Origin of the sequence: Kitasatospora sp. RG8, from assembly GCF_017813315.1 — a bacterium.
In the GTDB taxonomy this organism is placed as follows: Bacteria; Actinomycetota; Actinomycetes; order Streptomycetales; family Streptomycetaceae; genus Kitasatospora.
Genome location: NZ_JAGIYX010000037.1, coordinates 1 through 11,538, shown reverse-complemented (window position 1 = coordinate 11,538; position 11,538 = coordinate 1). Strand labels below are relative to the sequence as shown.

Annotated in this window: 11 protein-coding genes and 3 pseudogenes; 9 read left to right on the top strand and 5 right to left on the bottom strand. The window is 72.6% G+C overall.

Going from position 1 to position 11,538, the window contains the following annotated elements; all coding sequences use genetic code 11:
* Positions 1–179: 179 nt before the first annotated feature.
* Positions 180–2,903, top strand: coding sequence for a GNAT family N-acetyltransferase (locus tag J5Y04_RS35670; protein ID WP_209416688.1), 2,724 nt, complete (start codon positions 180–182; stop codon positions 2,901–2,903).
* Positions 2,904–3,028: 125 nt separating this feature from the next.
* On the opposite strand, the gene J5Y04_RS35665 is transcribed toward J5Y04_RS35670, so the two are convergent.
* Positions 3,029–3,679 carry a cysteine hydrolase family protein gene (locus J5Y04_RS35665; protein ID WP_209416687.1) on the bottom strand — a complete coding sequence of 217 codons (651 nt, stop codon included), beginning with the start codon at positions 3,677–3,679 and terminating at the stop codon, positions 3,029–3,031.
* Between the two features lie 103 nt (positions 3,680–3,782).
* Positions 3,783–4,388 carry a TetR/AcrR family transcriptional regulator gene (locus tag J5Y04_RS35660; RefSeq protein ID WP_209416686.1) on the bottom strand — a complete coding sequence of 202 codons (606 nt, stop codon included), beginning with the start codon at positions 4,386–4,388 and terminating at the stop codon, positions 3,783–3,785.
* 216 nt (positions 4,389–4,604) lie between these two features.
* Here J5Y04_RS35660 and J5Y04_RS35655 point away from each other — a divergent pair, with 216 nt between their 5' ends.
* The 4 genes from J5Y04_RS35655 (at position 4,605) to J5Y04_RS35640 (ending at position 7,312) form a co-directional block, all read left to right on the top strand.
* Positions 4,605–5,501, top strand: coding sequence for a LysR family transcriptional regulator (locus J5Y04_RS35655; protein ID WP_209416685.1), 897 nt, complete (start codon positions 4,605–4,607; stop codon positions 5,499–5,501).
* A 118-nt stretch (positions 5,502–5,619) separates the two neighbouring features.
* Positions 5,620–5,802, top strand: coding sequence for a 4-oxalocrotonate tautomerase DmpI (dmpI, locus tag J5Y04_RS35650; RefSeq protein WP_209416684.1), 183 nt, complete (start codon positions 5,620–5,622; stop codon positions 5,800–5,802).
* A 30-nt stretch (positions 5,803–5,832) separates the two neighbouring features.
* On the top strand, positions 5,833–6,441 hold the full coding sequence (locus tag J5Y04_RS35645; RefSeq protein WP_209416683.1) for a cysteine hydrolase family protein: 609 nt from the start codon (positions 5,833–5,835) through the stop codon (positions 6,439–6,441).
* Positions 6,442–6,496: 55 nt separating this feature from the next.
* A complete protein-coding gene (locus J5Y04_RS35640; protein WP_209416682.1) occupies positions 6,497–7,312 on the top strand; it encodes a maleylpyruvate isomerase family mycothiol-dependent enzyme in 816 nt (271 codons plus the stop codon).
* 122 nt (positions 7,313–7,434) lie between these two features.
* Here the strand turns inward: J5Y04_RS35640 and J5Y04_RS35635 are convergent, their stop codons facing one another.
* Positions 7,435–7,965: a hypothetical protein gene (locus J5Y04_RS35635; RefSeq protein ID WP_209416681.1), complete on the bottom strand. Its 531-nt coding sequence runs from the start codon at positions 7,963–7,965 to the stop codon at positions 7,435–7,437.
* Positions 7,966–8,359: 394 nt separating this feature from the next.
* Here J5Y04_RS35635 and J5Y04_RS35630 point away from each other — a divergent pair, with 394 nt between their 5' ends.
* From J5Y04_RS35630 to J5Y04_RS35625, 3 genes and pseudogenes are all read left to right on the top strand, one after another.
* Positions 8,360–8,869, top strand: coding sequence for a hypothetical protein (locus J5Y04_RS35630; RefSeq protein WP_209416680.1), 510 nt, complete (start codon positions 8,360–8,362; stop codon positions 8,867–8,869).
* A gap of 100 nt (positions 8,870–8,969) precedes the next feature.
* A pseudogene (locus J5Y04_RS42475) lies at positions 8,970–9,244 on the top strand (transposase); the annotation flags it as partial.
* 366 nt (positions 9,245–9,610) lie between these two features.
* Entirely contained in the window at positions 9,611–10,252 is a 642-nt protein-coding gene (locus J5Y04_RS35625) for an HAD family phosphatase (protein WP_209416679.1), read from the top strand.
* 166 nt (positions 10,253–10,418) lie between these two features.
* Here the strand turns inward: J5Y04_RS35625 and J5Y04_RS35620 are convergent, their stop codons facing one another.
* Positions 10,419–10,865 carry a nitroreductase family deazaflavin-dependent oxidoreductase gene (locus J5Y04_RS35620; RefSeq protein WP_209416678.1) on the bottom strand — a complete coding sequence of 149 codons (447 nt, stop codon included), beginning with the start codon at positions 10,863–10,865 and terminating at the stop codon, positions 10,419–10,421.
* An 82-nt stretch (positions 10,866–10,947) separates the two neighbouring features.
* On the opposite strand from J5Y04_RS35620, the pseudogene J5Y04_RS35615 reads away from it, so the two are divergent.
* Positions 10,948–11,300, top strand: a pseudogene (locus J5Y04_RS35615) (hypothetical protein); the annotation flags it as partial.
* Positions 11,301–11,374: 74 nt separating this feature from the next.
* On the opposite strand, the pseudogene J5Y04_RS42470 reads toward J5Y04_RS35615, so the two are convergent.
* Positions 11,375–11,538, bottom strand: a pseudogene (locus J5Y04_RS42470) (ABC transporter ATP-binding protein); the annotation flags it as partial.

Genomic DNA, 11,538 nt, shown 5'->3' with positions numbered 1-11,538 from the left:
CGTCCGTCCGGTGGGGCCCTGTGGCCGGGCCCGGCCGTCCGCCCGCTGGGACCCTGCGCCCGGTGGGACCCTGCGCCCGGTGGCCCGGTGGCCCGGTGCGGGGGCCGGTCGGCCCTACCCGGGGTGGGCGCAGGGGAGCAGGCTGGAGGGCGCAGAACCGGGTGCCGAGGAGAGCCGACATGTCGATCGCCCACTTTCACCGGACCACCGCCGAGGCGCTGCTCGCGGACGGCACGACCGTCGTGATCCGCCCGCTCGGCCCGCAGGACCGCGAGGCCGTCCTGGACCTGCACGCCAACCGGATGTCCGACGAGAGCCGGCGGCTGCGCTTCTTCGGCGTCAGCCGCAACGCGCCGCGGCTCGCCGCGGACCGGCTCTGCGGGGAACCGGGGGAGCGGCTGCTCTCCCTGGGCGCGTGGGCGGGTGAGGAGCTGATCGGCGAGGCCGACTGCGAGATCCCCGAGGACCGTCCGCAGACCGGCGAGCTGGCGCTGGTGGTCGCCGACCGGTGGCAACGACGGGGCGCCGCGACGCTCCTGCTGGAACACCTGATACACGCGGCACGTGGCCGGGGCGTGCGTGTCTTCGAGGCCGACACCCTGGCCGGCAACCGTGGCGTCCACAAGGTCTTCGCCGGTCTCGGCCTGCCCGTGCACCGGCGGCTCGACCGGGGCGAGATCCGGGTGCGGGTGCCCCTCGACGAATCGGACGAGCACTACCGCGCGGCGGTCGACGAACGCGGCCGCCGCGCCGACGTCGCCAGCCTCGGCGCACTGCTGCGGCCGGGGTCGGTCGCGGTGGTCGGCGTCTCCCGCAGGGCGGGTTCGGTCGGCAGGACGGTGCTCGCGAAGATCCGGCAGGGCGGGTTCCCCGGGCCCGTGATGGCGGTGAACCCGCGGGCCGGGTCGATCGACGGCGAGCCCGTGTACCCGTCGGTGGGCGCGCTGCCGGCCGTGCCGGACCTCGCGGTGCTGGCCGTGCCGGCGCCGGCGGTGGCGGGCGTGGCCGAGGAGTGCGGACGGGCCGGTGTCCGGGCCCTGGTGGTGCTCGCGTCGGGCCTCGGGTCCGAGGATGCGCGGCGGTTGGTGCACGCCTGCCGTGAGCACAGCATGCGCCTGGTCGGGCCGAACAGCCTCGGTATCGCGCAGACCGATCCCGCCGTCCGGCTGGACGCCGAATTCGGCGGGGCCTTCCCGCTTCCCGGCACCGCGGGGGTGGCGGTGCAGAGCGGTGGCGTCGGGATCGCCCTCCTGAAGCGGCTGGCCTGGCTGGGCATCGGGGTGTCGAGCTTCGTGTCGCTCGGCGACAAGTACGACGTCAGCGGCAACGACCTGCTCCAGTGGTGGGAGGGGGACGGCCGCACCGATCTCGCCCTGCTGCACCTGGAGTCCTTCGGCGGCCCGCGCGCCTTCGCCCGGACCGCCCGCCGGGTCACCCGCAGGCTGCCGGTGCTGACCGTCGACGCCGGGCGCTCGGCCGCCGGGCGCCGGGGTGCGGCCTCGCACACCGCGGCGGCGGCCACCCCCACGGTGGTCCGCGAGGCGCTGTTCCGTCAGGCCGGGATCACCGCGACCCGCAGCATCGGCGAACTCGTGGACACGGCGGCGCTGTTGCACGCGCAGCCGCTGCCGGATCCGCGCGGCGCGGTCGCGGTGGTGTCCAACGCCGGCGGCATCGGCATCCTGGCCGCCGACGCGCTCGCGGACGCCGGGCTGATCCTCCCCGAACTGTCGGGCGAGCTGGAGGAGTTGCTCCCCGAGGGGGCCGCCGCCCGGAACCCCGTCGACACCACGGCCGCCGTCGGCCCCGCCAAACTCGCCCGGCTCCTGGAGAAGGTGGAACAGAGCCGGGCCGTGGACGCCCTGCTGGTCTGCCTGGTGCCGACCGCGCTCGCCACCGACGCCGCTCACGACCCCGTCCGCGCCCTGCTGGACGGCCCGGCCCGGCGCCGCATCCCGATCGCGGCCGTCCTGCCCGACCAGGAGGTCCCCGTCCGCCATCTGACCTGCGCCGACGGCAACCGGCTGCCCGTGTACTCGGACACGGTCGCCGCCGCCCGGGCCCTCGCCCACGCCCGGGACCGCGCCCGCTGGCTGGCCGAGCCCGTCAGTGAGGACGCCGACGCCCCGGGCTGCGACCTCAGGACCGCCCGCAGCCTGGTGGCCGGCTTCCTCGCGGCCAATCCCGCCGGCGGCTGGCTCGACCCGGTGGGCACCGCCGATCTCCTCGAAAGCCACGGCCTTCCGCTGACCACCTCGGTCTGGGCGCGGGACGAGCGCACCGCCGTCATCGCCGCCCGGGCGATGTGCCGCCTCGGGCACGAGGGCGCGGTGGCGTTGAAGGCGTACTGGCCGGGCCAGGTCCACAAGAGTGCGGCGGGCGCGGTCCGGACCGGCCTCCGGACGGAATCCGAAGTCCGTTCCGCCTACCGCGAGTTCGAGGAGTCCTTCGGGGCGGAGCTGGCCGGCGCGGTGGTGCAGCCGATGGCCGCACCCGGCGTCGAACTGCTGGCGGGCGTCGTCCAGGACCGCGTCTTCGGCCCCCTCGTGCTCCTCGGCATCGGCGGCACCGCCACCGAGGTGCTGGACGACCGCGTCGCCCGCCTCGCCCCGCTCACCGAACGGGACCTCACCACCATGGTCGCCGACCTGCGCGGCGCACCGCTGCTGTCCGGGTACCCGGGGGCGCCCGGGGTCGACCTCCCCGCGGTGCGGTCGGTACTCGCCCGGCTCTCCCGGCTGGCCGCCGACGTCCCGGAACTCGTCGAGGCCGACCTCAACCCCGTCATCGCCCGGCCCGACGGGGCCGTCTGCGTGGACGCCAGGGTCAGGCTGGAGCCCCGCCCCTCCTACGACCCGTACCTGCGACGGCTCCGCCGCCCGGCGGCCGCCGAGGAGGGGTGACCGAGGAGGGGTGACCGACGCGTTGGTACGGAGTTCTCAACCGGCCCGTTGACTGCCCGGAGCCACAGGGGGCTGCGGTACGGGCTTCTTGACGGACGGTCGGCTGTCGTGTTCCCCGAGGGACGTCAGGCGGCTGCGGCTGCGGCTGTGGCGTCGAGCGAGGCGGTGAAGGCGGCGGCATCGGTCTCGCCGCCGAAGTGGTGGATCACGTGCTCGCGGACGTGGTCCTGCTGGGCGCGGTTGAAGGCCGCACAGGCGTCGTGGATGACGTGCGCGGTGTAGCCGCGGTCGTGGGCCTCGCGCAGGGTGGACTCGACGCACACGTGGGTGGCGAAGCCCGCCAGGTACAGGTCGGTGACGCCGAGCCGGCGCAGGATCAGGTCGAGGTCGGAGGAACCGGCGAAGGCACTGGCGCCCGCGCGTCCGCGTACGACCGGTTCGCCGGGGGCGGGCCGGAAGGCCTCGGCGAACTCGGCGCCGGCGCTGCCGCGGATCCAGGTGCCGGCCCGGGGGATCACCGCGCGCAGGCCGAGCCGCGCCGGGGTCCAGCCCTCGAGTTCCGGAGCGCCCGGGGTGAGGACGAGCGGCACGTGCACGACGGGGACGCCGTGCGCACGGGCGGCGGCCAGCGCGGCGGCCGCGCCGCCGACCGCGGTGTCGAGCAGGTCGCGGTCCTCGACGAGGTGGTTGAGCCGGCCGTGCTCGGGGTCGAGCCACTCGCGCTGGAACTCGATCAGGACGAGGGCGGCGTTCGGGCGCGCGGGGGTGGCGGTCATGGTCTGGCTCCTTGGTCGGTGCAATTCCAACTGACGAGTTGGATGGTAGTGCGACCAGGCCCCCATTTCCAACTGCCCGGTTGGAAATGGGGTTGAAGAAGGGTCAGAGCGCCAGCCTGCGCACCAGGTCCACGACGGCGGCCCGCCGCGCGGCCGGGTCCTCGCCGACCGCCCCGCCCAGGATCATCCGGGCGAGCTGCGGTGCGGCGAACTGCCAGCCGGCGAGCGCGACGACGGCGTACAACAGCTCCGCGGGCGGGAGCTGCGCCCCGACCCCCGCCCCGCCGTCCGGCTCCCGGCGGGCGCGGGAGACCGCGGCGACCTTCTCGGCGTAGTAGGCGGCCCGCCGCTCCTCACCCGCCACCGGAGCGGCGGCGTCGCCGCACAGGGCCTCCCACTGCAGCAGGCGCAGCAGGTGCGGATGGGCGAGGTGGTAGTCGAACACCCGGCCGGCGTACTCCGGAAGGTCCACGGCCCGCCCGTCCGCCCCCTCCATCGGCACGGCGCCGGCGAGCTGCTCCAGCTCACGCTCGACCACGGCGGCGAACAGTTGCCGTTTCCCACCGAAGTAGGGGTAGATCCGCTCCTTGTTGACCCCGGCCGAGGCCGCGATCCGGTCGATCCGCGCGCCCTCGGGCCCGTGCGCGGCGAACTCCTCCACGGCGGCGTCGAGGAGCAGTCTCTTGGTCTTCGCGGTGTCCCATGCCATGCGCCCAGCATACGAAGCCGCCAACCCGCCGGTTGGCGATCGGGCTCCACCCCCGGTGCACAGGTGCCGGCGATCGGGTGCCGCCCTTGGTGGGCAGGTGTACGTGTGGTGCGCAGGTGCACGTGGCCCGCCTGCGGGTTCTCGGGGCACGGGTGCGCGCGGCCCGCCCGCGGGGCCCTGCGACGATGGGCCGTCGACACACCGAGCGGGGGTCCCATGGAGCTACGACAGCTTCGCTGCTTCGTCGCCGTCGCCGAGGAGCTGCACTTCGGCCGGGCGGCCGAGCGGCTGCTGCTGGGCCAGCCCGCGGTGAGCCAGCAGGTGCGGCGCCTGGAACGGGAGTTGAAGGTAGAACTGTTCGACCGGTCACCCCGGTACGTGCGGCTGACGCCAGCCGGCGAGCGCTTCCTTCCGGCGGCCAGGAACGTGCTGGCTGCCGAGGCCGCCGCCCGGGCCGTTGCCGCCGGTCTCGCCTCGCCCGGCACGCTCCGGCTCGGAACCGTCACCGGCCTCGGCGAACGCCTCGACGCCATCCTGGACGCGTACCAGCAGCACGCCCCCGGCACCCGCGTCGAGCTGCACTCCGCCCCGGTCGGGGACCGGCTCGCCCGGCTCGCGGACGGGCGGCTGGACGCCGCCTTCGTCCGGGGCGCGATCCCGGAGTCCGACCCCGCTCTGCGCTTCCTGCCGGTCTGGCAGGACGAGTTGGTCCTCGCCCTGCCCGCGCGGCACCCGCAGGCCGTGCACCCCGTGATCGACCTGTCCGAGCTCGCCGGGCTTCCACTCCGGCTCACCGAGCGGTCGAACCATCCCGCCCTGGTCGACCTCGTCATGTCCGCCTGCCAGGAGGCCGGCTTCCGCCCCGTCCTCGGCCCGTCCACCGGCTCCCTCCAGGACACCCTGGCCGCCATCGGCACGGGCGCGCCGATGTGGACGGTGGTCTACGCCGCGAACGCGCGGACGGCGAGCACCCGCCGGATCGTCTTCCGTTCGCCCCGCAGACCGCTGGCGCTGCCGACGGCGCTCGCCGTGCGCCGCGCCGACCCGGTCCCGCGGCTGCTCCTGGACGCCTGCCGGACCGAGCCCGTGAGCTGGGACGATCAGGATTCGTGATCGCTGCCAGCCGAAATCGGGTCTGGGTGCGCGGCCCGCGATCCGGTGGACTGGTTCCCGGCGGGAGGAATCCCGCAGGAGACGTCCCAACCGAGGACCGAGGACCGAGGAGCCGAAGATGCCCGTCGTCACCATCCAGCAGGGCCCGCGCAAGGTCGAGCAGAAGCGCGAGCTGGTCAAGAAGATCACCGAGGCGTTCGTGGAGGCCCTGGAGGTCCCGGCGGAGAGCGTCTTCGTCTGGATCCAGGAGTACCAGGGCGAGGACTGGGCCCACGCCGGCAAGCTCACCGCCGACAAGTAACCACCCGCCGCCCCACCCCGAGGAGTCTCGATGACCGACACCCCGACCAGCCCCGCCCCTGGCACCGTCCTGGTGCTGGTGGACCTCCAGCAGTGGATCGTCGACCGCCCCGCCACGCCGCTGACCGGCGCGGCCGTGGTCCGCTCCGCCGCCCGGTTGAAGACCGCCTTCGAAGCCGCCGGACTGCCGGTGGTCCTGGTCCGCCACGCCCGGACGGACGGCAGCGACGGAGGCCCCGACTCCCACGTCAACCGCTTCGCCGCCGATGTGGACACCCGCCCCGGCAACGAGGTGGTCACCAAGTACGGCATCGACGCCTTCGCGGGCACCGACCTCGCCGACCGGCTGCGCCGCCTCGGCGCCACCTCCCTCGTCGTCGCGGGAATCGCCACCGAGTACGGCGTCGGCGAGACCGTCCGCACCGCCGTGGCCCTCGGCCACCCCACCACCGTGGTCGAGGACGCCGTCACCGCCCTCTCCGCCGCCGGCCACGTCGCCGCCCTGCAGGCGTTCCGCGCCCTGGGCGTCATCGTCACCGGCACCGACGACCTCCTCGCCGACGCCCTCCTCGCCGACGGGGTCACGGGCGGGGCCACGCGCAGTCTCACGGGCGGGGCCACCGGGGCTACCCGCAAGTAATCAGTTCCGCAGGAACTCTGGACAGCGGGGCTGGGGTGGTCCACGATTCACCACCATGATCCCTGCCCCGGTCCCGCGGGACTCCGTGCACCCCGCGCTCCTCGACGCCGTCCTCGGCGTGGCCGAGGACATCGCGGCACTGCTCCGCGACCGTCCCGACACCGGCCGGCCGATCCCCGGAGCACAGTGGACCGTGGGCGAGGCGGCCGCCCATCTCGCTCTGGCCAACGAACTGATGGCCGCACTGGCCGCGGGCGAGCAAAGGACCTACGGCGACGGGACGCCGGACAGCCTGGCCGCGGCCAACGCGGCGTCCCTCGCCGCCTTTCCCGAGCGAGACGCGACGGTCCTCGCCGAGGAGGTCGTCCGGCACGCCCGCGTCTTCACCGAGGCCTGCGCCGAGCGGCCGGCGTCGGCCCCGGTGCTGACCCCGCTCGGACCGATGGACCTCGCCACGCTGGCCTCGTACCTGCTCACCCACATGCTCGGCCACGGGTACGACCTGGCCGTCGCGCTGCGGCGGCCGCACATGGTCGACCGCGACCGGGTGGCACTGACCCTTCCGTTCCTGACGACCGCCATGCCGTGGGTGGTCGACGCCCGTTCGGCCGCCGGTCACACCGCCCGCTACGGCCTGCGGGTACGCGGCGGTGCCCGCTTCACGGTGACCTTCCGCGACGGCGTGGCCGAGGTCTCCCCGGGCCTCGCGGACCGGCTCGACTGCACGATCCTCACCGAGCCGGTGGCCTTCCTGCTGCTCGCCCTCGGCCGGTGCAACCCGACCGCCGTGCTGGCCCGCGGCAAGGTCCTCGCCTGGGGCCGCAAGCCCTGGCTCGCTCTGGGGTTCCCCCTGCTCTTCAAAGCCCCCTGAAGCCTGCTGGCGACCTGCGAGGCCCTGCGAACCCCTTGAGTTCAGCACCACTTCAGTACCTCGACCGTCAGCCGCGAGGTCCGGCGCGACCGCACGGTGCTGCTGCTGAACGGCGGCCGGGGTCAGCGTGCCACGGCCGGCTCCGGCGCGCCGAGCACTCGCTCGGCGGTCGTCGTCACCCACATCGGGAGCTCCGTGACCGGTACGGCCGCCGAAGCGGGGACGTCCGGGCGGATCGCCCCCTCCGGGAAGAAGCCCACCCGGCACCGCCGGCAGAGCCAGGCCGCCTGCCAGACCTTGTGGCGCCGTTCCCAGGCCGCCCGCTGCGCCGTGACCCCGGCCTCGGCCGTCCGGACCCGCCGCTGCTTCGTCGCCAGCTGCACGACCAGCCCCACCAGTGCCGCGAGCACCGGCACAGCGACCGCCCCCAGGTAGTAGCCCGCGCTGTAACCGGGATCGGCGCCCTCCACATCCTGACCACCCGTCGCCATCCCCATCAGCCCGACGACGGCGAACAGCCCCGCCGCGGCGTAGATCACGGTGGCGGCCCCGCTGCGCTTGACCGCCGCCGGCCCCGGCGCGGGCGGCGGCGAGAGCAGACTGCGCGCCGCCTCGTCGAGCGGGCCGGCGGTGTCGGCCAAGGCGTGCGGCACGCCCACAGCCTGGTCGGATTCGGCGCACTGGGGGCAGGTGGCACTCATCGGTCGGTCTCGCTCCCGCTTCGGATGTCGTACACGGACGGTGTGACAGCGCATTAGAGCATGGACATCTGACCGTCCGGTATGGATTTCGAGGAACGGACCGCCCCGCAGCCCGCCACCGGGGCCTGCCGGGCAGGTCACCAAGGCATCGCCGCGCTGCGCTGTGCCGCGTCCGCACCGGGCCAACCGGATGCGACAGCGCCGGCCGAGGTGGGGTTCTCGGGGCGTTCGTCAGGTCGGTGGTCGGGGCCGTTCACGGTGACCTGGTGGCCGGTGTTGACCAGCCGATCCGGACTTCTCAATGCCCCTTGTCAACGCGACGGGTGCCGCTGACTAGGCTTCGACCATGTCGAGTCAACACGGGGCGGCAGGTTCCGCTGATGGCCAGCTGTCGATCATCGAGAACCTGATTGACTTGCCGTTCCCTCGCCAAGACGAGAACCCGGGGAGGGAAGGCGGTTGGAGCGGGCCCGGCTATCACCTGGCCGTGCTCCGGGAGAGCCAGGATTTCTGGGACGACCGGAGCGAGGAGGTCGTCGAGGCGGCCGAGCAAGAGCTGGAGGTCGACCTCGTCGTGCTGACTGCGACTTTGACCGGTCGATGGGGCAGTCCGACGTCGGTGGACCTGTGGCCGTACCTCGGCTTCGACCATCCGGACCCCGACTACACGGCGCCCGAGCCGCTCGTCTTCCTGAGCAACGTCGCCGGCAGTATGCAGGTATGGCAGCTGCCGTCCACCGGCCGTTGGCTCGCGTTGACCATCGGCCAGGCCGATCCGGAGTTCCCGTTCCAACTGCTTGCCGCTGTTGGTGAGGCGGCTTCGCTCCGCGATGGCACCGGTGGTCATGGCAGGTGAGTTCGTCAGCCGCTTTCACGAAGCACGGTGCCGGCGCCGCACGGTGCCGGCTCGCGTTCAGCCGCACTGGATCGCCGGATCGTTGGCGGGGCGGCTTGGCCCGCGCATGCGCGACTCGGCGGTGACCGACCGCTGGACGTGGCTGGTGATCGCAGCGCACACTCAGCTCCGCCTCGCCTCGCCCCGCCGCCGGTCGCCGGCCTCCCGCCGGCCCTGGGAGCGACCGGCGGAACCGAACAAGCTCACCCCCGCCCGGGTGCGACGTGGGGTCAGGAACTCCCACACGAAAGCCCTCTCACCAGCGCGTGCAAACCGAAGCCCACCCGTCGCGGGCCCGGCCGACCGCCCGGCTCGAAGAACCAGCGGCCCGCGCCCACGACGAGGTGGGCAGAGTCCTCGCCACCGGAGAGGCATTACACCGGCCCGCCCATCACCAGAAGGCCACCAAACCACGACGAACCGTATCAATGGATGACCCACAAGAGGCTGTGTCTAATCCCCCTGTCTGGTTGGCAAGTTGAGGCCTGAGTCGCATCACGCCGAGCAGCGTTCGACAGCTTCGGTTCAAGCACGGTGCAGCGAAGCCGGCAGTTTTCTTCATGCATGGATGCGCCTGGCATCTCCGGGTAGGAGCATGAATACACCTGTTCGGCGAACGGCTCCAGCTGATCGATACCAGCTGGCGCCGTACGATCCGCGGGGGCGCGCGGTCCGTCGCGGCCGCCGGGAAGGAATGATGTCGTGAAGAAATTCATACTCTTCGATCACGACGGTGTCCTGGTCGACACCGAGTTCTGGTATTTCAGATCCGCAGAACGCGCCCTGGCGGAGGCCGGTTTCAGGCTGGACAAGGATCAGTACCTCCGGGACATGGCCCGGGGGGCGGGCTCTTGGGGTCAGGCCAGGGCGGCTGGCATCGACGACCGGACCCTCATCCGGGTTCGCGAGGCCCGTAACGGCTACTACCAGGAGTACTTGCGGATCGAGGCCATCGAGATCGACTGCGTCGTCGACACTCTCGCCGAACTGTCGAGGTATGCCCGCATGGCCATCGTGACGACCGCGAAGCGGGCCGACTTTGACATCATCCACGAGAAGCGCCAAATCAGGCAGTTCATGGATTTCGTCATTGTGCGCGAGGACTACGAACTCGCCAAGCCGAACCCGGAACCGTACCTGGCCGGGCTGAAACGCTTCGGCGCCACCGCGCAAGAGACCCTTGTCGTGGAGGATTCAGCCAGGGGACTGACCTCGGCGGTGGCCGCTGGTATCGACTGCGCCATCGTCTACAACGAGTTCACGAAGGCGGACGACGTCTCCCAGGCAACTTACCGGATCGACAGCCTGAGCGAATTGAAGGAAATCCTCCTCGCGGAAAGCTGATGCCCGTTGGCGCGGAGCCCGCACCCGGTGCGCCGTGTGCGGGCCGATGGTTGGGCAGGCGAGTGATCACCGGGCTCACCTGTTCGAAGCCGGACGTTGAACGACAAGTCGAGTCCTTGTTCGCGTACCGGTCGGAGGAACTTCCCAGATGAAGAAGCGTCGGGTCCTATCCGCGCGCGGGCTCCAGCACGAAGACCGGGATCACACGGTCGGTCTTCTCCTGATACTCGGCGTACGGCGGATACGCGGCGACCGCGCGCCCCCACCACTCGGCCTTCTCGTCCCCGGTCACCTCCCGGGCCGTCATGTCCTGCCGTACGGGCCCGTCCTGGAGCTCGACGTGCGGGTCGGACTTGACGTTGAAGTACCAGACCGGGTGACGTGGGAAGCCGCCCTTCGAGGCCACGGCCGCGTACCGCCCCTCGTGCTCCACGCGCATCAACGGGGTCTTGCGGATCTTGCCGCTCTTCGCGCCGCGCGTCGTGAGAATGACGACGGGCAGGCCCGTGTCCCAGAGTGTCAATCCCTGGGTGCCGCCCGAACTCTCGTACAGCTCGACCTGATCGCGCACCCACTGCGCCGGACTCGGCTCGTACTCGCCCTCAAGAGGCATCGCATTCACCCCATCGTCACGTCATGAAATGTGGTGTCCGACAGGTGGTCAGGCAAAACGAAAGTGCCCACGACCAGCAGGAATGAGGATCGTCGAGGCCCTTGTTCCCACTCCGGTCGGAGGCACCTCCCTGGCGGGGAAGCATATCGGGTGCCACCCGCGTTTTCGTGTCGGGAGTGGTGGCCGTTCGAGTGGTCCCGCAGGCCGGGGCGGTGCTGCTGGTCGGGGTGGCTCGCAAGCCCGGCCTGGACGAGGCGATACGGGCGGCCTCGGCGGTCCTGGTGCCCTGGCCCAAGCCGCGGGCGGCGCACGACCCGGGCAGGGTCCTGCTGGATGTCGCGCTCGACGGCTCTGGGCGGGGACTGTCTCGCGGATGTCGCCGTGCCACGGGCCGAGCCCGACCTCTTCGGCCTGGTGGCATCCGACCCCACGATCCGCGGTGCGGGCGGTGCGGGCGGCGTTCAGGGCGCTGTAGGGGTAGCCCCGGCGCCACCCGCAACTCGGCCCGCTCAGGCCTCTTCGGCCAGTGTGCCGTCGCGGAGCTCGATGGCGCGGTCGGCGAGTCCCATGAGGGTCTGGTCGTGGGTGGCGACCAGGGCGGTGACGCCTTCGCTGCGGACGACGGCGCGCAGTAGTTGCATGATGGAGCGGCCGGTTTCGGAGTCGAGCTGGC